The 25,751-nt window shown below is 54.2% G+C and carries 28 protein-coding genes; 13 read left to right on the forward strand and 15 right to left on the reverse strand.

Annotation, left to right across the window (positions count from 1 at the left end):
• Positions 1 to 47 precede the first annotated feature (47 nt).
• Positions 48 to 689, forward strand: a complete 642-nt coding sequence (locus ACQG11_RS19560) for a riboflavin synthase (protein ID WP_022647892.1) — start codon at positions 48 to 50, stop codon at positions 687 to 689.
• Positions 690 to 719: 30 nt separating this feature from the next.
• On the opposite strand, the gene cfa is transcribed toward ACQG11_RS19560, so the two are convergent.
• Both cfa and punC read right to left on the reverse strand, forming a co-directional pair.
• A complete protein-coding gene (cfa, locus tag ACQG11_RS19565; protein WP_155024189.1) occupies positions 720 to 1,868 on the reverse strand; it encodes a cyclopropane fatty acyl phospholipid synthase in 1,149 nt (382 codons plus the stop codon).
• Positions 1,869 to 2,166: 298 nt separating this feature from the next.
• Positions 2,167 to 3,366 (reverse strand): purine nucleoside transporter PunC, encoded by a 1,200-nt coding sequence (gene punC / locus ACQG11_RS19570; RefSeq protein ID WP_426728680.1) that lies wholly within the window; start codon positions 3,364 to 3,366, stop codon positions 2,167 to 2,169.
• Between the two features lie 112 nt (positions 3,367 to 3,478).
• On the opposite strand from punC, the gene punR reads away from it, so the two are divergent.
• Positions 3,479 to 4,390, forward strand: coding sequence for a DNA-binding transcriptional activator PunR (punR, locus tag ACQG11_RS19575; RefSeq protein WP_022647895.1), 912 nt, complete (start codon positions 3,479 to 3,481; stop codon positions 4,388 to 4,390).
• Positions 4,391 to 4,407: 17 nt separating this feature from the next.
• Here the strand turns inward: punR and purR are convergent, their stop codons facing one another.
• On the reverse strand, positions 4,408 to 5,433 hold the full coding sequence (purR, locus tag ACQG11_RS19580; protein WP_426728681.1) for an HTH-type transcriptional repressor PurR: 1,026 nt from the start codon (positions 5,431 to 5,433) through the stop codon (positions 4,408 to 4,410).
• A 297-nt stretch (positions 5,434 to 5,730) separates the two neighbouring features.
• Between purR and ACQG11_RS19585 the strand changes: the two genes are divergently transcribed.
• Together ACQG11_RS19585 and ACQG11_RS19590 are read left to right on the forward strand one after the other, a co-directional pair.
• Positions 5,731 to 5,820, forward strand: a complete 90-nt coding sequence (locus ACQG11_RS19585) for a YnhF family membrane protein (RefSeq protein ID WP_003857632.1) — start codon at positions 5,731 to 5,733, stop codon at positions 5,818 to 5,820.
• Positions 5,821 to 5,980: 160 nt separating this feature from the next.
• Positions 5,981 to 7,147 carry an MFS transporter gene (locus ACQG11_RS19590; RefSeq protein ID WP_426728682.1) on the forward strand — a complete coding sequence of 389 codons (1,167 nt, stop codon included), beginning with the start codon at positions 5,981 to 5,983 and terminating at the stop codon, positions 7,145 to 7,147.
• 37 nt (positions 7,148 to 7,184) lie between these two features.
• Here ACQG11_RS19590 and sodB read toward each other — a convergent pair whose 3' ends face one another.
• Together sodB and ACQG11_RS19600 are read right to left on the reverse strand one after the other, a co-directional pair.
• Entirely contained in the window at positions 7,185 to 7,766 is a 582-nt protein-coding gene (sodB, locus tag ACQG11_RS19595; protein ID WP_017693553.1) for a superoxide dismutase [Fe], read from the reverse strand.
• A 122-nt stretch (positions 7,767 to 7,888) separates the two neighbouring features.
• Positions 7,889 to 8,647, reverse strand: a complete 759-nt coding sequence (locus ACQG11_RS19600; RefSeq protein WP_023299947.1) for a C40 family peptidase — start codon at positions 8,645 to 8,647, stop codon at positions 7,889 to 7,891.
• 338 nt (positions 8,648 to 8,985) lie between these two features.
• On the opposite strand from ACQG11_RS19600, the gene grxD reads away from it, so the two are divergent.
• On the forward strand, positions 8,986 to 9,333 hold the full coding sequence (grxD, locus tag ACQG11_RS19605) for a monothiol glutaredoxin 4 (RefSeq protein WP_003832760.1): 348 nt from the start codon (positions 8,986 to 8,988) through the stop codon (positions 9,331 to 9,333).
• 78 nt (positions 9,334 to 9,411) lie between these two features.
• On the opposite strand, the gene rnt is transcribed toward grxD, so the two are convergent.
• The 5 genes from rnt to eptA form a co-directional block, all read right to left on the reverse strand.
• Complete coding sequence (gene rnt / locus ACQG11_RS19610) at positions 9,412 to 10,071, reverse strand: ribonuclease T (RefSeq protein ID WP_003857625.1); 660 nt, start codon at positions 10,069 to 10,071, stop codon at positions 9,412 to 9,414.
• Positions 10,072 to 10,167: 96 nt separating this feature from the next.
• On the reverse strand, positions 10,168 to 10,575 hold the full coding sequence (gene gloA, locus ACQG11_RS19615) for a lactoylglutathione lyase (protein WP_022647898.1): 408 nt from the start codon (positions 10,573 to 10,575) through the stop codon (positions 10,168 to 10,170).
• A gap of 99 nt (positions 10,576 to 10,674) precedes the next feature.
• Complete coding sequence (locus ACQG11_RS19620; protein WP_426728683.1) at positions 10,675 to 11,772, reverse strand: alkene reductase; 1,098 nt, start codon at positions 11,770 to 11,772, stop codon at positions 10,675 to 10,677.
• 53 nt (positions 11,773 to 11,825) lie between these two features.
• Positions 11,826 to 12,425 (reverse strand): TetR/AcrR family transcriptional regulator, encoded by a 600-nt coding sequence (locus ACQG11_RS19625; protein WP_022647900.1) that lies wholly within the window; start codon positions 12,423 to 12,425, stop codon positions 11,826 to 11,828.
• Positions 12,426 to 12,466: 41 nt separating this feature from the next.
• A complete protein-coding gene (eptA, locus tag ACQG11_RS19630; RefSeq protein ID WP_426728684.1) occupies positions 12,467 to 14,092 on the reverse strand; it encodes a phosphoethanolamine transferase EptA in 1,626 nt (541 codons plus the stop codon).
• Positions 14,093 to 14,240: 148 nt separating this feature from the next.
• Here eptA and ACQG11_RS19635 point away from each other — a divergent pair, with 148 nt between their 5' ends.
• From ACQG11_RS19635 to sodC, 3 genes are all read left to right on the forward strand, one after another.
• Positions 14,241 to 14,480 (forward strand): DUF1289 domain-containing protein, encoded by a 240-nt coding sequence (locus tag ACQG11_RS19635; protein ID WP_023299951.1) that lies wholly within the window; start codon positions 14,241 to 14,243, stop codon positions 14,478 to 14,480.
• A gap of 48 nt (positions 14,481 to 14,528) precedes the next feature.
• Positions 14,529 to 15,425: an aldo/keto reductase gene (locus ACQG11_RS19640; RefSeq protein WP_063150607.1), complete on the forward strand. Its 897-nt coding sequence runs from the start codon at positions 14,529 to 14,531 to the stop codon at positions 15,423 to 15,425.
• Between the two features lie 80 nt (positions 15,426 to 15,505).
• Positions 15,506 to 16,024 carry a superoxide dismutase [Cu-Zn] SodC gene (sodC, locus tag ACQG11_RS19645; RefSeq protein ID WP_038415947.1) on the forward strand — a complete coding sequence of 173 codons (519 nt, stop codon included), beginning with the start codon at positions 15,506 to 15,508 and terminating at the stop codon, positions 16,022 to 16,024.
• On the opposite strand, the gene ACQG11_RS19650 is transcribed toward sodC, so the two are convergent.
• Genes ACQG11_RS19650 through ACQG11_RS19660 form a run of 3 tightly spaced genes read right to left on the reverse strand, consistent with a single transcriptional unit; the run spans position 16,003 to position 19,135 of the window.
• Complete coding sequence (locus tag ACQG11_RS19650; RefSeq protein WP_426728902.1) at positions 16,003 to 18,036, reverse strand: FUSC family protein; 2,034 nt, start codon at positions 18,034 to 18,036, stop codon at positions 16,003 to 16,005. The genes sodC and ACQG11_RS19650 overlap by 22 nt on opposite strands.
• Complete coding sequence (locus ACQG11_RS19655; protein WP_199126195.1) at positions 18,036 to 18,896, reverse strand: efflux RND transporter periplasmic adaptor subunit; 861 nt, start codon at positions 18,894 to 18,896, stop codon at positions 18,036 to 18,038. The genes ACQG11_RS19650 and ACQG11_RS19655 overlap by 1 nt, the downstream gene beginning before the upstream one ends.
• 2 nt (positions 18,897 to 18,898) lie before the next feature.
• A complete protein-coding gene (locus ACQG11_RS19660; RefSeq protein ID WP_022647907.1) occupies positions 18,899 to 19,135 on the reverse strand; it encodes a DUF1656 domain-containing protein in 237 nt (78 codons plus the stop codon).
• A gap of 187 nt (positions 19,136 to 19,322) precedes the next feature.
• On the opposite strand from ACQG11_RS19660, the gene slyA reads away from it, so the two are divergent.
• Positions 19,323 to 19,763 carry a transcriptional regulator SlyA gene (gene slyA / locus ACQG11_RS19665; RefSeq protein WP_032623345.1) on the forward strand — a complete coding sequence of 147 codons (441 nt, stop codon included), beginning with the start codon at positions 19,323 to 19,325 and terminating at the stop codon, positions 19,761 to 19,763.
• A 38-nt stretch (positions 19,764 to 19,801) separates the two neighbouring features.
• On the opposite strand, the gene ACQG11_RS19670 is transcribed toward slyA, so the two are convergent.
• Together ACQG11_RS19670 and slyB are read right to left on the reverse strand one after the other, a co-directional pair.
• Positions 19,802 to 21,163 carry a sensor domain-containing diguanylate cyclase gene (locus ACQG11_RS19670; protein ID WP_032671098.1) on the reverse strand — a complete coding sequence of 454 codons (1,362 nt, stop codon included), beginning with the start codon at positions 21,161 to 21,163 and terminating at the stop codon, positions 19,802 to 19,804.
• Positions 21,164 to 21,359: 196 nt separating this feature from the next.
• The gene (slyB, locus tag ACQG11_RS19675) at positions 21,360 to 21,827 is read right to left on the reverse strand and encodes an outer membrane lipoprotein SlyB (protein WP_022647910.1); all 468 of its coding nucleotides are present in this window, start codon (positions 21,825 to 21,827) and stop codon (positions 21,360 to 21,362) included.
• Positions 21,828 to 22,082: 255 nt separating this feature from the next.
• On the opposite strand from slyB, the gene anmK reads away from it, so the two are divergent.
• The 4 genes from anmK to tyrS all read left to right on the forward strand — a co-directional run bounded on the left by anmK (position 22,083) and on the right by tyrS (position 25,738).
• Entirely contained in the window at positions 22,083 to 23,207 is a 1,125-nt protein-coding gene (anmK, locus tag ACQG11_RS19680) for an anhydro-N-acetylmuramic acid kinase (RefSeq protein ID WP_032624364.1), read from the forward strand.
• 87 nt (positions 23,208 to 23,294) lie between these two features.
• Entirely contained in the window at positions 23,295 to 23,624 is a 330-nt protein-coding gene (mliC, locus tag ACQG11_RS19685) for a C-type lysozyme inhibitor (protein ID WP_100248986.1), read from the forward strand.
• Between the two features lie 57 nt (positions 23,625 to 23,681).
• Entirely contained in the window at positions 23,682 to 24,338 is a 657-nt protein-coding gene (pdxH, locus tag ACQG11_RS19690; protein WP_063841782.1) for a pyridoxamine 5'-phosphate oxidase, read from the forward strand.
• A gap of 125 nt (positions 24,339 to 24,463) precedes the next feature.
• Positions 24,464 to 25,738: a tyrosine--tRNA ligase gene (tyrS, locus tag ACQG11_RS19695; protein ID WP_038415949.1), complete on the forward strand. Its 1,275-nt coding sequence runs from the start codon at positions 24,464 to 24,466 to the stop codon at positions 25,736 to 25,738.
• Positions 25,739 to 25,751: the final 13 nt, after the last annotated feature.

Here is a 25,751-nt window from a genome sequence, read left to right on the forward strand (position 1 = left end):
GGATTATACGGTGTCATCGCCGTTCGGAATGAACAGGAGCTGTAAGCATGTTTACTGGTATTGTGCAGGGCACTGCCAAAGTGGTGTCCATTGATGAAAAACCGAATTTCCGCACTCACGTAGTTGAGCTGCCTGAATATATGCTCGACGGCATTGAAACCGGGGCGTCGATAGCGCATAACGGCTGCTGCCTGACGGTGACCGAAATTAACGGTAACCAGATAAGCTTTGATTTAATGAAAGAGACGCTGCGCATCACTAACCTGGGTGAGCTGGTGGTGGGGGATACCGTCAACGTTGAACGTGCGGCGAAATTCAGCGATGAGATTGGCGGGCATCTGATGTCGGGCCATATTATGACCACCGCAGAAGTGGCGAAAATCGTGACCTCGGAAAATAACCGTCAAATCTGGTTTAAGGTGCAGGATCCGTCATTAATGAAATACATCCTTTATAAAGGATTTATTGGCATCGATGGGATTAGTCTGACCGTCGGTGAAGTGACGCCAACGCGTTTTTGCGTGCATTTAATTCCTGAAACGCTGCAACGTACTACGCTTGGCGCAAAAAAACTGGGGCAGCGCGTAAATATCGAAATTGATCCGCAGACCCAGGCGGTCGTGGATACCGTTGAGCGCGTGCTGGCGGCGAAAGAGGCGGCGATAATAAAGGCCGTGGAAGAAGAATAAAAAATAACCCCGGGTAACCGGGGTTATTTTTCAGCGGGCCACGCGCAGGCCGTGCTCAATCCCACGACTAAACACCACCTGCCACAGCTGTATATCCCGCGCGCGGAACGCACCCGCGCAGGCATTAAGATAATAGCTGAACATCCGTTTGAATCGTTCCGAATAGTTGTCGGCGATTTCAGGCCATGCAGCCTGGAAACGTTCATGCCAGGCCATCAGCGTGGTGTCGTAATCTGCGCCGAAGTTATGCCAGTCTTCCACAATAAAATGCGGTTCGCTGGCGTTCGCAATATGGCGAACAGAGGGTAAACAACCATTCGGGAAGATATATTTGTTGATCCAGGGATCCACATTGTTATCGGTGCGTTTAGAGCCGATGGTGTGTAGCAGAAAAATTCCGTCAGGCTTCAGGTTATGGTCGGCGACGTCGAAATAAGTCTTGTAGTTCTTTGGCCCCACGTGCTCGAACATACCCACGGAAACAATCCGATCGAACTGCTCATTCAGGTCGCGGTAATCCTGAAGCCGAATATCGACATCCAGACCCAGACACCGTTCCTGTGCCATCTTCTGCTGTTCAGCTGAAATCGTGACGCCGACTACGCTGACACCGTAATGTTTCGCCATAAACCAGGCAAGGCCGCCCCAACCACAGCCGATGTCCAGCACGCGCATGCCGGGCTGTAACTGCAACTTATCGCAAATCAGCTGTAGCTTATCCTGCTGCGCCTCTTCAAGGGTTGTCGCTTTTTTCCAGTATCCGCAGGAGTACTGCATTAACGGGTCGAGCATACGGCTGAAAAGATCGTTGCCCAGGTCATAATGCTCTTTACCGACGATCCACGCGCGCTTTTTACTTTGCAGATTGAACAGGCGGGCGGAGGCGATACGTAACGTATCTTTGAAATGACGAGGGAGCTGATTTTCAAGACCGGCGCGTAAAACGCTGGAGAAGAACATATCCAGCCGCTCACACTCCCACCAGCCGTCCATATAGCTTTCACCCAGCCCTAACGATCCCTCCTGTAACACGCGTTTGAAAAAATCGGGATGTTTAATCTGGGGATCGGAGGGGGATGAGCCATTAATCGTAATGCCCGCACGTCCCAACAGTTCACTGACGATCCGGGACCAGTTATCGTCCGGAACGCTGACTTCTTCTATACACGATGAACTCATAGCTTCTCCATCACCTTGCTGTGATCAGAACCTTAAAACAGCGTAGACGCTTTTTTGGTTTGTGAGAAATCTCACGGTAAATGCCCGCGAGGCTAATATCCGACGTAGAACAGAGGAAGGGAGATAACCCTTGCCGAAATGCCTTCCATGGTAAAACGGGAGCGCTCCGGCTCCCGTTAACACTTAATATTTATCGTATTTAATCGAACCAAATTCAGTATAGGCCGCAAAATTTGGTGATTCAACAGAAAATTGTTAGCAACCTAATCACTGGTTTTTAACATAGTTTCCCACGTAATCAGGCGTGCGACGTTTCTGTCTGCGCGTTTTCACTCTGCTCGCGATGGGCGGAGGACTGCATGCGATAACCCAATCCTGCCAGCACAACGGTGAACAGCATCACGCTGGTGGTGGTGAGCAGCGGGGTTGCAATCAACGCAGAGACCACGAGACTTGCCAGGAAGCACAGGCCAAGTTGCAGGGTATTTTGCAGCGCGGCAGCGCGGCCTGTCGCCTGCGGGAATGGACGCAACGCCTGGGCTACAACGATAGGGTAGATGGCCCCGTTAGCGATCGCCATGACGCAGAACGGAATCAAAATTTCTACAAGCCCGGCGCCGGGAATAAAGCCGACAGCCCAGGTCGCAATCACGCTTAGCGCATACAGCACCAGCAGCCAGGGCAGCATCTGCTGGCCTTCCCATTTTTGCAGCGCGGCGCGACAGCCATAGCCACCCACCAGGAAGGCGATGGTCTGTGGTACATAGCTCAGGCCGATAGCCGCCGGGCTGTAGCCCATGTCATGCAAAATGAACGGCGAACCGGTCAGCCAGGCAAAGAAGCTGGCAGAGCAGGCGGCATAAATCAGCACGTTACCGCGATAGGCTTTCGACCGCAGTAAAGAGGTAAAGGTGATGGGCTTCGCGTCCGGATGCGTCTCTTTTTTATGCGCAGGTTTAAGCCCGAACGCGGGCAGCATCAGGACCAGCGTGATCGCAAAGAGCGTGGCGAAAATGGCCTGCCAGTCGAAATGCGCCAGGATCCAGCTGCCCAGTAACGGGGCGAGTGCCGGAGACAGGCCGACCAACGGCATGATGGTGGCGAAAATGCGGTTAGTGCGTGAGGCGGGGTAGTAATCGGTCACCAGCGCCTGCCAGGTGACCGCTGCGGCACAGACGCCGACCGCCTGAATAAAGCGCAACACCAGTAACCAGGCGGCATCGCGGACCCACAGCATGCCCAGACAGCCTACGGCAAAAATCGCCAGTCCCAGCAACAGGACGGGCTTACGGCCAAAACGATCAGAGAGCGGTCCCCAGAGCAGTTGCGCAAAAGCAAAGCCGGCGAGGAACAAACTCAAACTGGCGCTGATGGCGGCGGCAGGAGTTTGCAAATCTTCCTGCATCGCGGCGAAGGCGGGCAGATACATGTCGGTCGCCAAAAAGCCCAGCACGCTTAAGCCGCCGAGCCAGACTAAAAATCCTTTCCTGGGTTGCACTTTTTTTCTCCTGAGGAGGCAGGTGTACGTTGGCGCAGAGTGTAGGGAGTGCAAAGCGGCTTGTGAAACGCTAATATTTGGTGGGTGCATTCAAAAAATTTGCAGGCTAAAGATGTGGTCAGATTATTCCCTTGAAGTGGTTGATGCCGTGGCGCGTAACGGCAGCTTTACTGGTGCCGCCCAGGAGTTGCACCGCGTTCCCTCGGCTATCAGCTATACGGTGCGCCAGCTGGAAGCGTGGCTGGCAGTCCCGCTGTTCGAGCGGCGTCATCGCGACGTGGAGCTCACGCCTGCCGGCGCGTGGTTTTTGAAGGAAGGCCGGTCTGTTATCAAAAAAATGCAGATCACCCGTGAGCAGTGCCAGCAGATCGCCAACGGCTGGCGCGGGCATCTCGCTATCGCGGTGGATAACATCGTTAAGCCGGAGCGGACCCGGCAAATGATCGTCGATTTCTATCGTCATTTTTCCGACGTCGAACTGCGTGTGTCGCAGGAAGTGTTCAACGGCGTATGGGATGCGCTGGCGGACGGCAGGGCGGAGATGGCGATTGGTGCAACCCAGGCGATCCCGGTTGGCGGGCGCTACGCGTTCCGCGACATGGGCATGCTGAGTTGGACCTGCGTGGTCGCGCGCGATCACCCGCTGGCGGCGCTGGACGGGCCACTGAGTGATGACACCTTACGCAACTGGCCCTCGCTGGTGCTGGAAGATACCTCCCGCTCGCTGCCCAAGCGCATTACCTGGCTGCTGGATAATCAGCGCCGCGTGGTTGCGCCGGACTGGGAGTCGTCAGCCACCTGTCTGAGCGCGGGGCTGTGCGTTGGCATGGTGCCGGTGCATTTTGCGCGCCCGCGCATCGACGCGGGAGAGTGGGTGGCTCTGACGCTGGAAAATCCTTTCCCGGATGCTGCATGCTGTCTGACGTGGCAGCAAAACGACGTCTCGCCAGCCATGGCCTGGCTGCTGGATTATCTGGGAGACAGCGAAACGCTGAACCGGGAGTGGTTGCGGGGACCAGCGTAGCTGGCCCCGTAAAGAGATTAACGTCGGTAGTCGCGGAACGGACCGTCGGCAACGGAACGGCGTTCAATCAGGCGCGGGTGGACTTCAATGGACTGGGACTGTTCTCGCTTGTTGACGATCCTGTCCATCAGCATATTGAAGGCCGTTTCACCCAGCGAATCTTTCGGCTGGTGAATGGTGGTCAGCGCCGGGGTAAAGAAACGGGCGTTGCGAACGTTATCATAGCCGATCACCGAGATGTCCTGCGGAACGCGCAGGCCGAGTTCATCCGCCGCGCAGAGCGCGCCCATTGCCATGATATCGCCGCCGCAGAATACAGCGGTAGGGCGATGCGGCTGGGAGACGATCTGCTGCATAGCGCGATAGCCCGACTCCGGCTCGAAGTCGCCCTGAACAATCCAGTATTCCGGCACGGTGATCAGCGCCTCTTCCATCGCTTTCATGAAACCGGCCAGACGGCCAGCTCCGGTGTTACGCTCCAGCGGACCCGGGATCACGCCAATTTCACGATGACCGCGTTCTACCAGATAACGCCCCGCCATGTAGCCGCCTTCAAAGGCGTTATCAATAACGGAGTCGGTGAAGTCTGCGCGCGCTTCGCCCCAGTCCATGACCACCATCGGAATGTGGCGATACTCTTCCAGCATGGAAAGGACCGACTCGGGGTATTCAGAACACATTACCAGCAGGCCGTCGACGCGCTTTTGCGCCATCATTGACAGGTAAGCGCGCTGTTTTTCAATGTTGTTCCACGCGTTGCCCAGAATCAGGGTATAGCCTTTATGGAAACAGTTTTTTTCAACGGCTTCGATGATTTCAGCAAAGTAGGCCGCTTCACTGCTGGTGGCCAGCAGGCCAATCGATTTGGTGTGATTAACCTTCAGGCTGCGGGCGACGGCACTTGGCGAGTAGTGCAGCTCTTTGATTGCCGCCCAGACGGCATTACGCGTCTCTTCAGCGACGAAACGCGTTTTGTTAATAACATGTGATACGGTTGTAGTGGAAACGTTTGCGCGTTTTGCTACGTCTTTAATTGTTGCCATTAAATGTCACTCCAGACCATATCCTAAGCTCCTGAAAAAAATGAAGGTAAACGTTTGCCTTCTCTCACCCTTATTACGCAAACATGAGTTGCGACACGCCGGGAAAACGACACAGGACGTCAGGAGGGGGTCAGTGGCCGGTACGCTAATAAATTTAGCGTGGAATTTTGTCCTATCTTGATGAAAAGGGGAAGAGGTAAAGTGGATATCCGTTTAAATCCTGGAAGATTTTTGACCTGAACTGTGTAAAAATGAGCAAGCTCACTTTTCGTAGGGTGAATAAAAGGAGAAAAATTGATGAGTACCGATCTGAAGTTTTCGCTGTTTACCACCATTGTTGTTCTTGCCCTGATTGTTGCGGGTGGTTTAACCGCTGCGCTGCACTGATTTAGGTGGAGGGAGAGTCTTCTCCCTCCCTTGCCGCTATTGTTACCTCTCCGGCAAAAATCTTTTGCCAAAATGTTAACTTCTCATTTTTTGTGATTAATGTCATGCTTTTGCCTTCTTAGTCTGTGCCGGGTAACGGCACGGTATCCGGAGTCTTTTCATGAAAATCAATTTTCCCCTGCTGGCCCTGGCGATTGGCGCCTTTGGGATTGGCACCACTGAATTCTCCCCGATGGGGTTATTGCCTGTTATCGCCCGGGGTGTGGACGTCTCTATCCCTGCGGCCGGTATGTTGATTAGCGCCTATGCGATCGGCGTGATGGTGGGCGCACCGCTGATGACGCTGCTGCTTTCGCACCGCGCGCGACGCAATGCGCTGATTTTCCTGATGGCAATTTTTATTCTCGGAAATGTGCTTTCCGCGATTTCGCCGGATTACACCACGCTGATGCTTTCCCGTATTCTGACCAGCCTGAACCACGGCGCTTTCTTCGGGCTGGGCTCGGTTGTTGCCGCAAGCGTAGTGCCAAAACATAAGCAGGCCAGCGCGGTAGCCACTATGTTTATGGGCCTCACCATCGCTAATATCGGCGGCGTTCCCGCTGCCACCTGGCTCGGAGAAGCCATCGGCTGGCGTATGTCTTTCCTCGCAACCGCCGGACTGGGCGTGGTCGCGATGGTCGCGCTGTTCTTCTCGCTGCCGAAAGGAAGTGCGGGAGAACGTCCGGAAGTACGTAAAGAGCTGGCGGTGCTGATGCGTCCTCAGGTGTTGTCCGCGCTGCTCACCACGGTGCTGGGGGCAGGGGCGATGTTTACGCTCTACACCTATATCTCCCCGGTGCTGCACGACATAACCCACGCAACGCCACTCTTTGTTACCGCGATGCTGGTGCTGATTGGTGTCGGGTTCTCGATTGGCAACTATCTCGGCGGGAAATTTGCCGACCGCTCCGTCAGCGGGACGCTGAAAGGTTTTTTAACGCTGCTGATTGTCATCATGGTGGTGATCCCGTGGCTGGCGCGAAACGAAGTGGGCGCCGCGATTGCCATGGTGGTGTGGGGCGCCGCAACCTTTGCCGTGGTGCCACCGTTGCAGATGCGTGTAATGCGCGTTGCGCACGAAGCACCGGGGCTTTCTTCGTCCGTGAATATCGGTGCGTTTAACCTGGGCAATGCGTTGGGGGCCGCAGCGGGCGGGGCGGTGATCTCCAGTGGTTTGGGTTACAGCTTTGTGCCGGTGATGGGGGCGATCATTGCCGCACTCGGCTTGCTGCTGGTGTTGATGTCCGGGCGTAAACAGCCAGAAGCGGTGTGTACGGCGGAATAAATAAAAACGCAGAAGGGTTGCCCCTTCTGCGTGTCCCTTATGCGGCGAAGTTCTTCGCAACAAATTCCCAGTTAACCAGTGCCCAAAAATGTTCCAGGTAGTTCGGGCGCGCATTACGGTAATCAATGTAATAGGCGTGTTCCCATACGTCCACGGTCATCAGCGGCGTTGCGCTGGTGGTCAGAGGGGTACCCGCATTAGAAGTGGAAACGATAGCCAGTTTGCCATCAGCCTCTTTTACCAGCCAGGTCCAGCCGGAGCCAAAGTTTTTAACGGCGGCGTCAGTAAATTTCGCTTTGAAATCCGCGAAACTGCCGAACGCGGCGTTAATCGCTGCGGCCAGCTCACCGGTAGGTTCTCCGCCTGCATTTGGAGCCAGGCAGTGCCAGTAGAAGGTGTGGTTCCACACCTGGGCGGCGTTGTTGAATACGCCACCGTCTGAACTGCGCACAATCTCTTCCAGCGTTTTGCCTTCAAAATCGGTGCCCTTGATCAGGTTATTCAGGTTGGTGACATAGGTCTGGTGATGCTTGCCGTAATGGTACTCCAGGGTTTCCGCAGAAATGTGCGGAGCCAGGGCGTCTTTTGCATACGGTAGTGCAGGTAATTCGAACGACATTGCTACTCTCCTTATAGTTTTATACGTTGCCAATAACCCTACAGACAACAAGGACAGAATAGCAAATTGAAAGGGTATGCAAAAGAGGAACTTAACCCGCCACGGAGGCGGCAGGGCAGGGTCTAGCGAATGGTTTTTGGCGTCATCACTCGGCGCGCACCCACATAGTGGCGCACCCAGTAATCTTCACTGAGGGAGGTGATCTGAATGTCCTGACCGCTGCGCGGTGACTGGATAAATTTACCGTTACCCACATACACCCCAACGTGATCGGCCGTGCCGCGTCCCTGGGTGCGGAAGAACACCAGGTCGCCATTTTGCAGTTCGCCACGGTTTACAGGCGCGGCGTCGCGCAGATGGTACATCTCATTGGCGGTGCGTGGAATGCGAAACTTCACCAGATCTTTATAGGCATAATAAACCAGCCCACTACAGTCAAAACCGGTGCGCGGAGAGGTGCCACCCCAGCGATATGGTTTACCTATTTGCCCCATCAGTTTATTCATCGCCGTTTTTTGCGCTTTCTGCATACGCGCTTTATGCACGTCAGCCAGCTTCGTCACTTTTGCGCATTTCGTTTTATGGCCTTTGCGCACGGTGCATTTATCATTCACCAGGCTGGCGGTCGTGCGAGTGGTTTTGTGCGTGCCGGAACGGAGAGTTTTGGTTTTACTGGAGGCGGTCTTTTTGGTGTGAGCGGTGGTTTTCTTCTTTACTGTTTTGCTGGTGGTTTTTTTCTTACGTTCTGTGGTTTTTGCCAGATGCGTTTTTTGTACAGCAGAATGCCGCGCCTGTTCGGAGGCGTTCGCCGCTGGCGTAAATGAGAGTGTGGTAAACAGTAAAGCACAGAGCGTCATCGAGATTTTAGTTATCCGCGCCACTGGGCAGTCCCCTGATAAGTGCGAGCCAAAATACATACCCGCATGAGATTTACAAAACCAGTCGATTCTAATCCATAAAATCGGAATAAGTTAATAGCATTTTTCATTCAAAAAATGTGTTTCGTTAGCAAGTGCAAAAAAATTCACCATTCTGTCGCACTCTTGTTCGCTCCTTAAGCAAAACCGCACGGCGCGTAGCCTTAAACGTCATTATCAATGCAACTTTACGCGATAGCGGATAAAATAATGAGACGTGACAAAAATGTTATTTTCCGATGTCGGCCTGACCCGCTACAATGTCAGACTGATGCCGTAACAGAAGTTAAAGGAAGCAAGACATGAGCACCACTATTGAAAAAATTCAGCGCCAGATCGCTGAAAACCCGATTCTCCTGTACATGAAAGGTTCTCCGAAGCTGCCAAGCTGCGGCTTCTCCGCGCAAGCGGTTCAGGCGCTGTCCGCCTGTGGTGAGCGTTTTGCTTACGTTGATATCCTGCAAAACCCGGACATCCGCGCTGAGCTGCCAAAATACGCAAACTGGCCGACCTTCCCACAGCTGTGGGTTGACGGTGAACTGGTTGGCGGCTGTGATATTCTGATTGAAATGTATCAGCGCGGCGAACTGCAACAGCTGATCAAAGAGACTGCGGCGAAGTATAAAACCGAAGAGCCGGACGCAGAATAAGTTTTCTGCGGATATAAAAAAGCGACCACATTATGTTGGTCGCTTTTTTTTGTCCTGTGGGGCTGTTGATTACCCAGTCTACGATTGAAGATCGGCCTCGTCGCCCATCGGCAGCGGCCAGCCACCCAGACGTTTCCAGCGGTTGACGATCTCACAGAACAGCTCCGCCGTACGCTCGGTATCGTATAACGCGGAATGCGCCTGAGTGCCGTCAAACGCAATACCCGCCGTGATGCAGGCTTTAGAGAGCACGGTTTGCCCCAGCGCCAGGCCGCTCAGCGCGGCGGTGTCGAAGGTCACAAACGGATGGAATGGATTACGCTTTAGCGAGGCGCGCTCGGCGGCAGCCATGGTGAAGCTGTGATCGAACGTAGCGTTGTGGGCCACCATGATGGCGCGGCTACAGTCATTCTCTTTCATGCCTTTGCGCACCATTTTGAAAATGGCGTGCAGCGCCTCATATTCGCTTACCGCCCCGCGCAGCGGGTTTGTCGGATCGATACCGTTAAAGGCCAGCGCCTCTGGCTGTAAGTTTGCCCCTTCAAAGGGTTCAACGTGGAAATGCAGCGTGGTGTCCGGTACAAGCCAGCCCTGTTCATCCATCTTCAGCGTGATGGCGGCAATCTCTAGCAGCGCATCGGTTTTAGCGTTAAATCCGGCTGTTTCTACATCAATGACAACGGGATAAAAACCACGAAAACGGTCGCACAGACCGGTAAATTGAGCGTTATCGGACATCAGGGTCTCTTACAAGGGGGAAAAAGCAGTGCGCATTATGGCAAATTTTGAGAGGGGATGCAGCAAAACAACGGGCGCATAGTGCGCCCTGCGGGATCAATTGCCCAGACCGCGACCAGCGTCTTTAGCTTCGATCAGTTCGATTTTATACCCGTCCGGATCTTCAACAAACGCAATCACGGTGGTGCCGCCTTTAACCGGACCGGCTTCACGGGTGACGTTACCGCCATTGCTGCGGATACGTTCGCAGGCTTCAGCCGCATTATCCACTTCCAGCGCGATGTGGCCGTAAGCCGTACCCAGCTCGTAGCTGTCCACGCCCCAGTTGTAGGTCAGCTCGATGACCGCTTCTTCAGATTCCGGGCCGTAACCGACAAACGCCAGAGAGTATTTATATTCCGGATTTTCGCTGGTGCGCAGCAGCTTCATGCCCAGAACGTTAGTGTAGAAATCGATGGAACGTTGCAGGTCGCCAACGCGCAGCATGGTGTGAAGTAGGCGCATAATTTCCTCATTAACCAGTGGAATGGATTATCTTTTTGAACAGAAACGATGTTTTAGTATAGCGGCGAAAGGTCGCCGCTATCAATGTACAAAGCGGGATTACAGTGAAGGGTAGTCGGTATAACCTTCCGCGCCGCCGCCATAGAAGCTTTCAGGGCGCTGCGGGTTCAGTTCGGCTTTCTTCTGCAAACGGGCAACCAGATCCGGGTTAGCAATGTAATCACGGCCAAAGGCCACGGCGTCGATCAGACCTTTACCGATCAGATCCTCGGCTTTCTCTGCCGTATAAGCGCCCGCCCCGATAATCACGCCGTGGAAGCGCTCGCGAACTTTCTGGCGGAAGGCTTCGCTGTAGGGCTTGCCGCCTGCCCAGTCCGGCTCGGACATGTGCAGATACGCGATACCGCGTTTAGCCAGCTCTTCAATCAGATACAGCGCATCCGCTTCTTCGTTCGGACCGTTGTCGACGTTCTGGAAGGTACCAATTGGGGAAACTCGAATACCAATGCGATCTGCGCTCCACTCATTACACACGGCATCTACCACTTCAAGCACCAGACGCGCGCGGTTTTCAACGCTGCCGCCGTACTGGTCGGTACGCTGATTGGAAGACGGTGACAGGAACTGGTGCAGCAGGTAGCCGTGCGCAGAGTGCAGCTCAACCAGGTCGAAGCCCGCTTCACGGGCGTTGGCGACGGCCTGACGGAAATCATTCACGATACCCGGGATCTCGTCCAGCTCAAGCGCGCGTGGCGTGGTGGTGTCGACGCGAATAGCATTACCGTTTTCATCGCGCAGGGAAGTGCGGGTATTCGCATTCAGGGCAGAGGCAGAAACGGGCGCCTGACCGCCAGGCTGGATGCTGCTGTGCGAGATACGACCGGTGTGCCACAGCTGAACCGCAATACGGCCATCTTCAGCATGAACGCCTGCGGTGATTTTTTTCCACGCGGCGATCTGTTCCGGGCTGTGCAGACCCGGCGCACCGGCGTAGCCTTTAGCCTGGGCAGAAATCTGCGTGGCTTCGGAAATAATCAGGCCCGAGCTGGCGCGCTGACGGTAATACTCACCCATCAATGGCGTTGGGATATCTCCCGGCTCGATGCTGCGCAGACGGGTAAGTGGGGCCATAAACACGCGGTTTGAGGCAGTAACGGCACCCACTTTCAGTGGGGTAAATAGCTTTTCAGCGGACATAATGGCTCCTGAGTAGACCAGTCGACTAGTAAAAGGGTAAATAAAAACGCCGGTTACACGCCAGGCGCAGTAATACAGTTTTTCACATGCGCCAGCGCGCTTTCGAGCGGCACGGCGCTGCGAGACATTTTTGCCTGCAGGTTGGCGCCTAACCAGAGGGAATAGAGCACCTGTGCCTGCGTGAGCGGATCGCCGGAGAAGGAGAGCGTTGTTTCATCGCGGCCTTTTTCCAGCGCCTGAGCCAGCAGAGCGATTACGCCGCTGGCCCCTTTATCCATGGCGGTGCGCATATCTTCGGAGAGATCGCACACTTCGGCAGACAGTTTTACCGTCAGGCAGCCGCTGATGATGCCCTGCTGACAGAACTGCGTCAGCGTTTCCTGATAGTAGTTCAGAACACGATCCCGGTAGTCACCTTCGCCGCTGGCGAAGTGGGCTGCCAGGCGCTGATGGTAGCTGGCGTAGTGCCGCTCCAGCATGGCTACGCCAAACGCCTCTTTGGATCGAAAATAGTGATAAAACGATCCCTTAGGCACTTCAGCGGTTTTTAATAACTCACTCAGCCCCATACCGGTAAACCCGCGATGCATGCAAAGGCGCTCGCCGGTAGCCAGCAAATGTTCTCGTGTATCGTGTTCTGTATGTCTGCTCATGCCCTTACTCTAATAGACCGTTCGGTCTAATGCAAGCCCGCTTAGCGACGACATTGCGACAAAATATCCAGCTGCGGCTGATAAACCACTGATTTCACGTCCATCATGCCCAGAACCGTGGCAAACAAATTGTCCTGTGAAACTGCCTCTTTTGCAGCATGGTTACGCAGGCAATCCGTGTTTACGCCGAAGTTTTTCGCATAGTCCGGGGAGAGCCAGAACATAAACGGAATATGCGTTTGCTGCTCCGGGGCCAGCATATACGGCGTACCGTGCAGGTAAATTCCGCTTTCGCCCAGCGATTCGCCGTGATCGGAGAGGTAAATGAGCGCTGTGTTCATACTGGCCTTCCGGGCTTTTAGCGCGTCGATGGTTCGGCTGAGCACGCTATCGGTATACAGAATCGAGTTGTCATAGGTATTGATCAGCGACTGATGATCGCAATCCTGAATTTCATTGGTATCGCAGGTTGGGGTGAATTTCCGGAAGCGGTTCGGGTAACGGTTGTAATAAGCCGGACCGTGGCTGCCCATCAGGTGTATCACCAGTACGGTATCCTGCTTTATTCCGTCCAGCACGTTGTCCAGGCGGTACAGGTTGACGTCGTCGATACAGGATTTGTCCTTACAGAACTGATCCAGTTTCCACTGGGTCATATCCGTGTGCGGCACGCGGTCGCAGGCACCTTTACACCCACCGTCATTGTCGCGCCACAGCAGGTTGAACCCGGCGTGGTTAAGCACATCGAGCAGTCCTTCCTGATGATGGGCGAGGTCCGCGTCATATTTTTTTCGCGTCATGCCGGAGAACATACAGGGGACGGAAACGGCGGTTTCCGTGCCACAGGAGGAGGCCTGTGGGAAGTTGATGACATCCCGCTTTTTCAGCTCGGGGTTGGTTTCACGTGGGTAACCATTTAACGAATAGTTTGCAGCGCGGGAGGCTTCACCCACCACCAGAACCAGCACGGTTTTCTTACGTTGGCCGGAAATCAGCGCCCCTTTATGGGCATCCTCGCCAATGCGGACCAGCGTCTGGTCGCCAGCAAACCAGCGCATTTTGCTGTACTTCAGAACGGCGCTCACGTAGTTTGCCGGAGTGACCATTTTGACGATGCTTTTGTTATTGCGGAACAGCGAAGCATAATCTTTATAGAACACTGCCGCGACGAGAATGATCACCAGCAGCGCACCCAGTATAGCGACGAAACGTGTTAGCAGGGCATACCACCATTTTCCGGTTCGAATGCGCGTCAGGGCTAAGATGACGGAAGGGACCAGACCCGCGACGGCCAGCCACAGGATCAGCTGCGGCGTTAACAGGGCTGTCGCTTCCTGGGAGTTAGTCTCAAACACGTTCACAATCATGTTTTGATCGATAACCGCGCCATAGGTGTACATAAACCAGGTCGCGGCGGCGCATCCTATGGTCAGGGCAATCATGAGCGGCTTGCGAATAAAGGGAATATTCAGCAGGCTAAAAACAATGACCCAGCCGCAGAACAGAACCAGCGGCACACTGGCGGCAAAAAGCACGTCGTGCAGACGGGTAGGTGCGATGATTGACCAGCTGTGCTGGATAAACAGCGCATTGAACACGGTGAAGAAAAGCGCACAGGCGAGGGTAAATTTCGTATCGTTACAGTGTAACTTTTTAGTGAGCCACATGATGACCAGACCATTCGTTATATCAATGCGGCGAGTATAAGAAGGGAAGATTAGCGAAACCTTAATGCCCTGTTTGTGACGGACACTCCTTGCATGCAGGCCATTTAGGGTCTTCACTGTAGGGAATAATGACGTTCTGGAGGTAGGTGTGGCAGAGCAACTGGAATTTTTCCCTGTCCAGAGCCCGTGCCGGGGTATTTGCCAGGTTGATGAACGAGGATACTGCCGTGGCTGCATGCGCACACGCGATGAACGTTTTAACTGGCAAAATTTCAGCGACGCGCAAAAGCAGGAGGTCTTACGGCTCTGCCGACAACGTCTGCTGCGCAAAATTCGTGCAAACAAAGCGGTTGAAACCGAAGAACCTCAGCAACCTTCACTGTTTTAGCAGGGTAATTGCGTATACTGGTGACATGACTTCCTTGAGGAAAATGTTATGGTTCAGCGTATTACCCTTGCCCCGCAGGGCCCGGAATTCTCCCGATTCGTTATGGGCTACTGGCGCCTTATGGAGTGGAATATGTCTCCGGTCCAGCTGGCGGACTTTATAGAAGAGCATCTCGATCTCGGGATCACCACCGTCGATCACGCTGATATTTATGGTGGCTATCAGTGCGAGGCCGCTTTTGGCGAAGCGCTGAAGCGTGCGCCAGCGCTGCGTGAACGTATGGAGATTGTGACCAAATGCGGTATTGCCACCACAGCAAAACCGGAGCATGCACTTGGGCATTACATCACTGACAGCGCGCATATCGTTAAAAGCGCTGAGCAGTCACTGGTCAACCTGGCCACCGATCGTATCGACCTGCTGCTGATCCACCGTCCCGATCCATTGATGGATGCGGATGAGGTTGCGGAAGCGTTCCTGACGCTACACCAGAGCGGCAAAGTGCGTCATTTTGGCGTGTCTAACTTCACCCCGGCACAGTTTGCGCTATTGCAGTCTCGCCTGCCGTTTACGCTGGCGACGAATCAGGTGGAGATCTCGCCTGTTCACCAGCCGCTGCTGCTGGACGGAACGCTCGATCAGCTGCAACAGTTACGCATTCGTCCGATGGCCTGGTCTTGTCTCGGCGGCGGTCGCCTGTTTAACGATGAGGCCTTCCAGCCGCTGCGTAACGAGCTTGAAACCGTGGCCCGCGAACTGAATGCGGAAAGCATCGAGCAGGTGGTTTACGCCTGGATCCTGCGCCTGCCGTCTAAACCGCTGCCAATTATCGGCTCCGGCAAAATTGAGCGCGTACGCGCTGCGCTGGCGGCTGAAGAGCTGGATATGTCGCGTCAGCAGTGGTTCCGCATCCGCAAGGCGGCTCTGGGCTACGACGTACCCTGAGTGCGTGGAGTCTGACTTTCCGGTGAAATCTGCGCCTCTGGTATAGACTTAAGGTGCAAAAAATAACCCGTGGAGGTCGTATGAAGCGTTTTGCTCTGGCAATGGTCACGCTGGTTGTTTGCGCAGGTGCGCAGGCAGCCAGCGAGGACGTTGAAATGAATCTCGTCACTTCTCAGGGGGTAGGCCAGTCCATCGGGACGGTGAAAATCACCGAAACCGATAAAGGGCTGGAATTTGCTCCCGATCTCAAGGCCCTTCCACCCGGTGAACATGGTTTTCACGTTCATGCCAAAGGCAGCTGTCAACCTGCAATGAAAGAGGGGAAACCTTCAGCCGCTGAGGCCGCTGGGGGGCATCTGGATCCGCACAACTCTGGTAAGCATGAAGGCCCGGAAGGTATGGGGCACCTCGGCGATCTGCCGGTGCTGGTGGTGAATAACGACGGTAAAGCCACCGATCCGGTTGTTGCGCCCCGGCTGAAAAAGATTGACGAGGTCAAAGGCAAGGCGCTGATGGTCCATGTGGGCGGCGATAACATGTCCGATCAACCTAAACCGCTTGGCGGTGGCGGGGCGCGCTATGCCTGCGGGGTGATCTGATCGCCAATTGTTCCGGGTGGCGGCGCCTGTTCAAGCTGTGACAGGGAGCAGTGCAGCCGCCAGATAATGGACGCCAGATCGCGGGCCGCAGGCTGATGGTGGTGCGCCAGAGCGTCGCAAATACGCTGAAGCTCGGCGAGCGTGACGCTCAGGGGGCGTTGCTGAACTCCGCGCTCGCTCATCACATCGCGGAGCATGGAAATACAATTATCGCGGACCTGCGAAAGCGGGTCGGAACGCGTCTCCCAGGCACGCAGCTGCCACACCACGTGCGAACAGTTCAGCAGCACCACGCCCCAGCGCAGTAGCCAGCGACGGGAGAGGGAATCCTGGCTGTTGTTCAGCTGGCTGACATGATGGTAAACCAGCGATTCATACTCGCTTTCACGCAGATGCGGGCTGCGACTCAGTTGATCGACAAAACCCCTGCGCAGCTCACGAATATGCCTGCGGCTTTTACGCGCATCCGAGCCCGGGCGTAGCACGGCGAAAGCCAGCCACGCCAGCCCCACGCCGAGGATCTTCGCCAGGTTATCGTTGAGAAAATCAGCGTAATCGTAAACCGGAGGATTCGTTACAGAGATAAATGAGCCCATAAAAACAATCAACTGCCCCCACAGACCGGCCAGTTTTGGCATTTGCAGTTTGAGCAACTGCATGGTGGTTAATAGCGGGAAGAGAAACAGCAGAAATTGCCAGAGGTCGGTTATCTGCACCATCAAACCAAATTTCACCACGAAGCTGAACAGCGACAGCAGTACCAGCGTACGCAGCAGAAGCGTCAGGGAATTAAACGGGGAAGCGGCGACGGAATAGAGCACGCAGCTGATTGCCGCAAGCGTCAGGGCTGCACTGCCCGCATCCCATTGGGTGGTGATGGCCCATGCGCCCACGGCCGTCAACGCGCAAAACGTACGAAAACCGCTCCACAGCGCCTCCATTGCGTCGGTATGGCGCGCCAGAGCTGGGCTACCGGGAACGGAAAATTCGGTGACGGGCGTGGCATTTTCGACGGCTTTTAACCAGCGGCTGCTGCGCAGATACAGGCGGCAGAAATAGTTCAGACGCTGCCAGAAGGCGCGGTGCCGGTAATCATATTCATCCGTTGGGGCGAGCGGCGCGATAATGCGGGCCACGGTATAGATATCGGCATCCGGACGCGCAAGGGCGGCGAGCAGCGCCTCGATAACTTCCCGGGTATGGGCTGGCGGCGCAGGCCAGTTCAGCAACATCCGGCGAAGGCTTGAGATCGCACTCGTCATCCGCAATTGCTGGTGCAGTAAATAGTTCAGGAGCGTGTTCTGGCGACGAAAACGGTAGTGGCTCCAGAATGCCTGGATGCGTAACAGGTTCATGGTCAGGATCTGGCCGATGACCTTTTCGTGTGCTAGACGGATGTTATCGCTGCTATCAGGCTGCCAGAGCAGGCTGGCATGTTCCAGCAAACGCGCGTGCATCGTTTTAAGGGCGGTGATAAGCGTAGTGCCATCCGAGGTGCTGGGCAGGATCATCATCATGACGCCGCCGCACAGAATGCCGACCATCACTTCACATACGCGTGCCTGGGCGATGTCCCATAGCTCGGTGGTATCCAGCACGTTGACGACCGGAAAGGCGATAATGGCTGCGGTGTAACCTGCCAGTTGAAACGCGTACGCAACGTTGTTGGTAAAATGGGCGCAGGCCCAGGTGCACAGCCCCAGCCATGCCGACATGCTTAACAGAAAGAGCCAGGGATCGTTCAGGGTATGGCCGGCAAGAAGCAGTGCAGCGGTCGCACCCAGCAGGCTACCCGCCACGCGCCCGAGGCTTTTACTGATAACGCCCCCGACGGTAGGGAAGCTGACGACCGCCGCAGAGGTCATCGCCCAGTAAGGCTCATCCAGATTCAGATAATAGGCAACCGTAAGCGCAAGGCTCATGGCGATGCCGTTACGCAGCGCGTAACGCCACTGCGGCCGTGTCGCTTTTATCCACGGCGTATTGCGCCAGGAGAAAGCTCCCAGGTTCATCATCGCGATCCGATGGCGACGGTGCAGGTTGTGCCAGAGACCAGAGTAATGTCTTTCGGCAGTTGCTCTAACTCGACGCGAACAGGCACCCGCTGAGCCAGACGCACCCACGGTACGTTGGGTTTGATGTCAGGCACCAGGCCAGAATCGGTTTCCACGCTCTGATCGTAAATTGCCCGACCTATGCTGCTAACGTGACCCTGTAACGTTTCTGCACCGCTGTAAAGCGTGATCCGGGCAGGCGCACCCTCGCGGATATGGCGCAGCTTGGTCTCTTCAAAATAACCTACAACATAGAAAGAGTGGCTATCTACCAGGGCAAAGACCGGCTGGCCTGTGGTGGCGTAATCCCCCACACGGGTCGACAGGCTCGTGATCCATCCATCCACCGGAGCTTTGACCACGGTCTGGGTCAGTTGCCACTCGGCCTGTTTCAGCGTTGCCTCTGCAATCTTCAGGCTGGCCTGCATGGCTTTTACATTGATATTGGCGGTATCGAGATCTTCCGCAGAGATGTAATTCCTCGACAGATGTCGGCGACGTTCGGCTTCGTTATTGGCTTTTGCCAGATCTGATTGAGCTTTTGCGAGCTGCGCCTGGGCATTGAGCACCGCAATGTGGAAAGGGGTCTCATCGATGCGGAATAACACATCGCCCGCATGAACGAACTGGTTGTCCTTCACCAGCAGCGCGCTGATACTGCCGGACACCTGTGGCGTGATGCTGACCTGTTCTGCGCGGATCTTGCCGTCACGCGTCCAGGGCGACTGCATGTAATAATTCCAGAGCCACCAGCCGGCCATAAGCGCCAGCGCTAAAACGAAAAGAGTGGAAAAATATTTTAACGTTTTCAATGCTATTCTCACCACACGGTTAACACGGCAAGGCCAAGACAGACGGAAAGGGTAAACAGGGAGAGATCCATTAACATCGGGTGCCAGATTTCACCGGAATACATCCAGTCGCGCAGCAGACGATGCGCAATGAGCCAGATCACAAAACCGACCATCACGGCTTTAAACAGTGGCGGAAAGTAGACCGATGCGCCGACAATCAGATCCTGGAGGGGCAACCCTGCGGAGAGGGAAAAGAACGTCACAAGCAGTGATCCTTTGCAGTGGGGTGAGGGCCACAATGGCATATTTCAATGCGATGGCGCATTACCGTTCAGTGTAAATCATCCTTTCAGGAATGATGAATACCGTGATTGCATTTGTTTTGGCAATACAAATACTGCAAACTATTCTAAAATCACTATAATCACTTAGCAAGCTAATTATAAGGAGATGAAATTGGAATCGCCATTAGGTTCTGATCTGGCAAGGTTGGTACGCATCTGGCGTGCTCTGATTGACCATCGCCTGAAACCTCTGGAACTCACGCAGACGCACTGGGTTACGCTGCATAACATTCATCAGCTCCCGCCCGACCAGTCACAGATCCAACTGGCAAAAGCGATTGGCATTGAGCAGCCGTCACTGGTGCGCACTCTTGACCAACTGGAAGAGAAGGGACTTATCTCCCGACAAACCTGCGCCAGCGACCGTCGCGCCAAGCGGATCAAATTGACGGAAAAAGCGGCCCCGATTATTACTGAGATGGAAGCTGTCATCAGTAAAACGCGTGGGGAGATCCTGGAAGGTATTTCCCCCGCTGAGCTGGAGATGCTGATAGGACTCATCGCCCGTCTTGAGCAGAACATCCACGATCTGCAGTCTCGCGACTGACCGAACGTAAAGGCCTTGCGAAATCAAGGCCTTTCTTATTATCTGAACACCACCACCCGGTTGCGCCCTGTCTCTTTGGCCTCATACATGGCTTTATCCGCGCTCTCCACGCAGGTTTCCGCACTGGTTTCCGGCGAGGTTGCGGTGAATACGCCCATGCTGATGGTAATAGGTTCCGGCAGATGACCGCCGCTGCTGGCTTTATCAAACCCGCTCAGCTTGAGGCGAATGCGCTCGGCCACCTGCCGCGCGGCGTCTGAAGGGGTATTTGTCAGCATCAACACAAACTCTTCACCACCGATTCGGGCCGCGATATCCTGGGGGCGCACGGAATCCGTCAGCAGATTAGAGACGAACTGTAATACCTTATCGCCCTGCAAATGCCCGTAACAGTCGTTGATACGTTTGAAACGGTCAAGGTCGCTTACCACCACCGATACCGGGTGTGCCTCCGTTGCAGAGCTGAGGGCATAGTTTAATGAATCATAAAAATAGCTGCGATTATAAAGACGGGTAAGCGGGTCGCGGATTGAATTTTGATATGACTGCTGGTATTTGACGTGCGAGTCACGATACAAATTAAAGACGTCGGAAAGCAAAATGAAAATAATCATTAATGTCGCGACAGTTTCGAATAACCGGGCGCGGTACCATGATACATCTTCTACGTATCCACCTAACAACAGCATTAACAGCGTGACGACATAACAGACGCATAAAAAATTGCCGCCCGCCCAGAACAAATTTTTTATCCGGGTCACGACCATCAGGGTGATTAATGTGACAACCCAAAGAATGACCAAAATGATGTTGATGGTCTGGCTCCAGAGAATCATGAACTGCCGGGTTTCATTATCCACAAGATCCAGGGTTAACGTCGTGGAATGGCTGGAATAGAACCACGCCAGCCAAAGCATGCAGCCCGTAAAGAGAGCCGATCCGACAACAATACCGATGTGGGTGCTTCGTGAAAGGGGGGAAACGCGAAGCGTATAAAGTAAGGCTGAGGCCATCATGAGCACCGCCATTAAGAGGTGTCGGAACATATAAAAGATCATCGCGTCATTATAGTTCGCCTCGTTGAACTGATAGAGATCCAGCCAGCCTGGAAAACTGGATAGCGTACCCACCATCAGCAGTGCTGAACCGGCAAAGGCTGACGCAATCGGAACGAGATATAGTCGTTTTTTATCACACCAGTATTTCATTGCCATAAAACAGGCGATAAACAGATGGAATACCAGAAGAAAAATAGTGAGCGTAGGGAAAAATAGCGGAGAGAATGAAGGAACCCATTCAACAAGTTTTATAAAACAACCTTGTAACACGGCAATGATAAAAATGCACCCAAGTGCAAAGGCCACAAAGCGGTTCATTACAAATCGACAGTTCGCAAGCATAGAATGTTAAAAAATTAAAAAGAGGAAAAAGAGAATCAGACGAGTCTAAAGGAGGGAAATAAAAAATACTTTGCGCAGGAACAATATCAGAGGGAATTAATTATACGCCGTGTGAATGTATTTTTATAAATACATTTTTTAAAATGATAGTTTTTGTAAATGGATGCGGCCCGAAAAGACCGCATCCGTCGGGATATTAACGCGGGGAGACGGTGACCTGGCTACCGTTGCTTGCCAGTACAACACGCTGGCCTGCAGAGAAGCGAGTATTACCCTGTTTCTGCACAACCATAATGGTGCTGCCATCGTCTTTACGGATTTCCAGCTCAACGCCCTGAGTTTTGTTCATCGCACCCTGAACGCCCTGACCCGCTACGCCGCCTGCAACTGCGCCTGCTGCGGTAGCCAGAGAGCGACCGGTGCCGCCACCAATGGTGTTACCCAGGAAACCACCCAGCACAGCACCACCGATTGCGCCCACGACGTTCGTGTCATCACCACCCTGAATCTGAACAGGACGGGCATTAACGATAGTACCGTAGGTCACGTTCTGTACCTGTTTAGCTTCAGAAGCACTATATACGTCGCCGGAGAGTGAATTGTCGTTCACACAACCCGCCAGTGTTAAACCAATCAGCGAAACGCCCAGTACACGTAAAATCATTTGACTCTCCTGTTCACCAAAAAACGCCCGGTTGGGGCATCCGTTATGGCTAAATTATATGGCATTCCTGACCACAGTTCATATCTTTGCATGCCGAATAGATAAATTTTACCTGAACGGGGCTTAACGGGACATAAACAAAAACCGTCTGTGCTACAGGTCTGAGATTGTTAAAAAATATTATCACCGGATAGCAAAGCAGCGTTATTTATGATGGAGTGGTTGCACTTAGCCCATGTAACGTAAGGAAAGCGCATGAAATCGGGTCGCTATATCGGTGTGATGTCTGGTACCAGTCTTGACGGTGTGGATGTCGTTCTGGCCGCCATTGATGAAAACATGGTGGCGCAGCAGGCAAGCCTGACCTGGCCTATTCCGGTCTCGTTAAAAGAAGAGATCCTGAGCATCTGCCAGGGGCAACAGCTGACGCTTTCCCAACTGGGCCAACTGGATGTGCGTCTGGGGGCGCTGTTTGCTGATGCGGTACTGGCCCTGATGCAGCAAGAAAGACTTCATCCGCAGGATGTCGTGGCAATAGGCTGCCATGGGCAGACCGTCTGGCATGAACCTGTCGGCGAGGCGCCGCACACGATGCAAATTGGCGATAATAACCAGATTGTGGCAAAAACCGGCGTGACGGTGGTGGGGGATTTCCGTCGTCGCGATATGGCCCTCGGCGGGCAGGGGGCGCCGCTGGTTCCGGCATTTCATCAGGCGCTGCTGGCGCACCCGGTGGAGCGCAGAATGGTTCTGAACATTGGCGGGATTGCCAACCTGTCAATGCTCATTCCCGGGCAGCCCGTGCGTGGATACGATACCGGGCCCGGTAATATGCTGATGGATGCCTGGATCTGGCGTCAGAACGGTAAACCCTACGACAAAGACGCGCAGTGGGCCAGCCAGGGGAAAGTGATCCTTCCCTTGCTGCAAGCCCTGTTAAGCGATCCATTCTTTGCCCTGCCCGCGCCGAAAAGCACGGGGCGAGAGTATTTCAACTACGGCTGGCTTGAACGTCATCTGGCACGCTTCCCCGGCCTTGCGCCTCAGGATGTGCAGGCTACGCTGACTGAGCTTACCGCCGTGTCGATTTCTGAACAGGTGTTGCTCAGCGGCGGGTGCGAGCGTCTGCTGGTATGCGGAGGCGGAAGCCGCAACCCCCTCCTGATGGCACGCCTCGCCGCCCTGCTGCCGGGCACCGAAGTCACGACCACTGACGAAGCCGGGATCAGCGGAGACGACATGGAAGCGCTGGCCTTCGCCTGGCTTGCCTGGCGTACGGTTGCCGGTCTGCCCGGGAATTTACCCTCCGTAACCGGTGCGCGGGAGGCGAGCGTCCTCGGTGCTATTTTCCCGGCAAATCCGCGCCATAATCAGAGTTAACTGAAATTCAGCGGGAGGCATAACCCGTAAAATAGGGAAAAACAGGAGGGCGGTTAGGCCCTCCAGGACCAGGATAGTCTTCGGAATCTGCCCATGAAAAAACTTCTTCTCATTGCTGTACCTTTTCTTATGACCGGATGCAGCGTCTATAACCAGTTCGTTGAGCGTATGCAAACCGATAAGCTGGAATATCGTTGTGATGAAAAACCGCTGACGGTAAAGCTGAACAACACTCGCCAGGAAGCCAGCTTTGTTTATGACAATAAGTTGTTGACGCTGAAGCAGGGGATGTCCGCCTCCGGGGCGCGTTACACGGATGGGATCTACGTCTTCTGGTCAAAAGGTGACAGCGCCACCGTCTATAAGCGAGACCGCATTGTGCTGAACAATTGTCAGCTGGAAAATCCGAAGCGTTGAGATTTTTGAAGGGGACGCGCACAATAGCGCCACCCAATCTCACTTTCAGCTAACGCCATGTCAGATAACGCCGAACTACAGCAAATTGCGCATCTGCGCCGTGAATACACCAAAGGCGGTCTGCGCCGCCAGGATCTTCCCGCCGAACCGCTGGTGCTTTTTGAACGCTGGCTGAAACAGGCCTGCGAAGCGAAACTGGCCGACCCGACGGCGATGGTCGTTGCCACGGTTGATGAAAACGGTCAGCCGTATCAACGCATCGTTCTTCTTAAGCATTATGACGAGAAAGGGCTGGTGTTCTACACCAACCTTGGCAGTCGTAAAGCGCATCACCTGGAAAATAATCCGCGTATTAGCCTGCTCTTCCCGTGGCATATGCTTGAGCGCCAGGTGATGGTTACCGGCAAGGCAGAGCGCCTCTCTACGCTCGAAGTGGTGAAATATTTCCACAGCCGACCGCGCGACAGTCAGATTGGCGCCTGGGTTTCTAAACAGTCCAGCCGAATCTCGGCCCGCGGCGTACTTGAAAGTAAATTCCTCGAACTCAAACAGAAGTTTCAGCAGGGTGAAGTGCCGCTGCCGAGTTTCTGGGGCGGGTTCCGCATCCCCATTGAGCAGATGGAATTCTGGCAGGGCGGTGAGCACCGCCTGCACGATCGCTTTTTATACCAGCGCGACAACGGCGGCTGGAAAATAGACCGACTGGCACCGTAATCCCCAAAATTTGTTGATTTAAGCGCTAGCGCACACCGCGCTGGCGCTTTATTCTATGGTCCTTTCGCATCAGGCGAAAAGTCGTGTACCGGCAAAGGTGCAGTCGTTTATACATGGAGAATTTGATGGCAAGCAGTAACTTGATTAAACAATTGCAAGAGCGGGGCCTGGTGGCCCAGGTGACGGATGAGGAAGCGTTAGCAGAGCGACTGGCGCAAGGCCCGATCGCGCTCTATTGCGGCTTCGATCCCACCGCTGACAGCTTGCATTTGGGGCATCTTGTTCCATTGTTATGCCTGAAACGCTTCCAGATGGCGGGTCATAAGCCTGTTGCCCTGGTTGGCGGTGCGACTGGTCTGATTGGCGACCCAAGTTTCAAAGCCGCTGAGCGTAAGCTGAATACCGAAGACACCGTGCAGGAGTGGGTGGATAAGATCCGTAAACAGGTTGCACCGTTCCTGGATTTCAACTGTGGTGACAACGCTGCGATTGCGGCGAACAACTACGACTGGTTTGGTGGCATGAACGTGCTGACGTTCCTGCGTGACATCGGCAAACACTTCTCTGTTAACCAGATGATTAACAAAGAAGCGGTCAAGCAGCGTCTTAACCGTGACGATCAGGGTATCTCTTTCACCGAGTTCTCCTACAACCTGTTGCAGGGGTATGACTTCGCCTGCCTGAACAAGCTGCACGGCGTGTCGCTGCAAATTGGCGGTTCTGACCAGTGGGGTAACATCACCTCCGGTATCGATCTGACCCGTCGTCTTCACCAGAATCAGGTGTTTGGTCTGACCGTGCCGCTGATCACCAAAGCAGACGGTACCAAGTTTGGTAAAACCGAAGGCGGCGCAGTATGGCTGGATCCGAAGAAAACCAGCCCGTACAAATTCTACCAGTTCTGGATCAACACGGCGGATGCCGATGTTTATCGCTTCCTGAAATTCTTCACCTTTATGGATATCGAAGAAATCAATGCGCTGGAAGAAGAAGACAAGAACAGCGGTAAAGCACCGCGCGCCCAGTATGTGCTGGCCGACGAAGTGACTAAACTGGTTCATGGTGAAGAAGGTCTGGCAGCGGCGAAACGCATTACGGCGAGCCTGTTCAACGGGACCCTGAGCGATTTAAGCGAAGAGGACTTCGAACAGCTTGCTCAGGATGGCGTGCCGATGGTGGAGATGGAAAAAGGCGCCGATCTGATGCAGGCGCTGGTGGACTCCGAGCTCCAGCCGTCTCGCGGTCAGGCGCGTAAAACCATCGCCTCTAACGCGATCACCATTAATGGCGAAAAACAGGCCGATCCGGAATACACCTTTACCGAGAACGACCGTCTCTATGGTCGCTACACGCTGCTGCGTCGCGGTAAGAAAAATTACTGCCTGGTCTGCTGGAAGTAATTAAAAGTACGCA

Origin of the sequence: Enterobacter cloacae complex sp. 372C4 (assembly GCF_050030615.1) — a bacterium.
Taxonomy (GTDB): Bacteria; Pseudomonadota; Gammaproteobacteria; order Enterobacterales; family Enterobacteriaceae; genus Enterobacter; species Enterobacter intestinihominis.

What these genes read in the sequence shown, in the direction of transcription:
- rnt (WP_003857625.1), bottom strand. Translation starts at nt 10,071, where the DNA reads ATGTCCGATAACGCTCAATTTACCGGTCTGTGCGACCGTTTTCGTGGT.
- pdxH (WP_063841782.1), top strand. Translation starts at nt 23,682, where the DNA reads ATGTCAGATAACGCCGAACTACAGCAAATTGCGCATCTGCGCCGTGAA.
- eptA (WP_426728684.1), bottom strand. Translation starts at nt 14,092, where the DNA reads ATGTGGCTCACTAAAAAGTTACACTGTAACGATACGAAATTTACCCTC.
- cfa (WP_155024189.1), bottom strand. Translation starts at nt 1,868, where the DNA reads ATGAGTTCATCGTGTATAGAAGAAGTCAGCGTTCCGGACGATAACTGG.
- sodB (WP_017693553.1), bottom strand. Translation starts at nt 7,766, where the DNA reads ATGTCGTTCGAATTACCTGCACTACCGTATGCAAAAGACGCCCTGGCT.
- ACQG11_RS19640 (WP_063150607.1), top strand. Translation starts at nt 14,529, where the DNA reads ATGGTTCAGCGTATTACCCTTGCCCCGCAGGGCCCGGAATTCTCCCGA.
- ACQG11_RS19590 (WP_426728682.1), top strand. Translation starts at nt 5,981, where the DNA reads ATGAAAATCAATTTTCCCCTGCTGGCCCTGGCGATTGGCGCCTTTGGG.
- purR (WP_426728681.1), bottom strand. Translation starts at nt 5,433, where the DNA reads ATGGCAACAATTAAAGACGTAGCAAAACGCGCAAACGTTTCCACTACA.
- slyA (WP_032623345.1), top strand. Translation starts at nt 19,323, where the DNA reads ATGAAATTGGAATCGCCATTAGGTTCTGATCTGGCAAGGTTGGTACGC.
- punR (WP_022647895.1), top strand. Translation starts at nt 3,479, where the DNA reads ATGTGGTCAGATTATTCCCTTGAAGTGGTTGATGCCGTGGCGCGTAAC.
- ACQG11_RS19585 (WP_003857632.1), top strand. Translation starts at nt 5,731, where the DNA reads ATGAGTACCGATCTGAAGTTTTCGCTGTTTACCACCATTGTTGTTCTT.
- anmK (WP_032624364.1), top strand. Translation starts at nt 22,083, where the DNA reads ATGAAATCGGGTCGCTATATCGGTGTGATGTCTGGTACCAGTCTTGAC.
- grxD (WP_003832760.1), top strand. Translation starts at nt 8,986, where the DNA reads ATGAGCACCACTATTGAAAAAATTCAGCGCCAGATCGCTGAAAACCCG.
- ACQG11_RS19560 (WP_022647892.1), top strand. Translation starts at nt 48, where the DNA reads ATGTTTACTGGTATTGTGCAGGGCACTGCCAAAGTGGTGTCCATTGAT.
- gloA (WP_022647898.1), bottom strand. Translation starts at nt 10,575, where the DNA reads ATGCGCCTACTTCACACCATGCTGCGCGTTGGCGACCTGCAACGTTCC.
- tyrS (WP_038415949.1), top strand. Translation starts at nt 24,464, where the DNA reads ATGGCAAGCAGTAACTTGATTAAACAATTGCAAGAGCGGGGCCTGGTG.
- slyB (WP_022647910.1), bottom strand. Translation starts at nt 21,827, where the DNA reads ATGATTTTACGTGTACTGGGCGTTTCGCTGATTGGTTTAACACTGGCG.
- ACQG11_RS19625 (WP_022647900.1), bottom strand. Translation starts at nt 12,425, where the DNA reads ATGAGCAGACATACAGAACACGATACACGAGAACATTTGCTGGCTACC.
- ACQG11_RS19620 (WP_426728683.1), bottom strand. Translation starts at nt 11,772, where the DNA reads ATGTCCGCTGAAAAGCTATTTACCCCACTGAAAGTGGGTGCCGTTACT.
- sodC (WP_038415947.1), top strand. Translation starts at nt 15,506, where the DNA reads ATGAAGCGTTTTGCTCTGGCAATGGTCACGCTGGTTGTTTGCGCAGGT.
- ACQG11_RS19670 (WP_032671098.1), bottom strand. Translation starts at nt 21,163, where the DNA reads ATGCTTGCGAACTGTCGATTTGTAATGAACCGCTTTGTGGCCTTTGCA.
- ACQG11_RS19650 (WP_426728902.1), bottom strand. Translation starts at nt 18,036, where the DNA reads ATGAACCTGGGAGCTTTCTCCTGGCGCAATACGCCGTGGATAAAAGCG.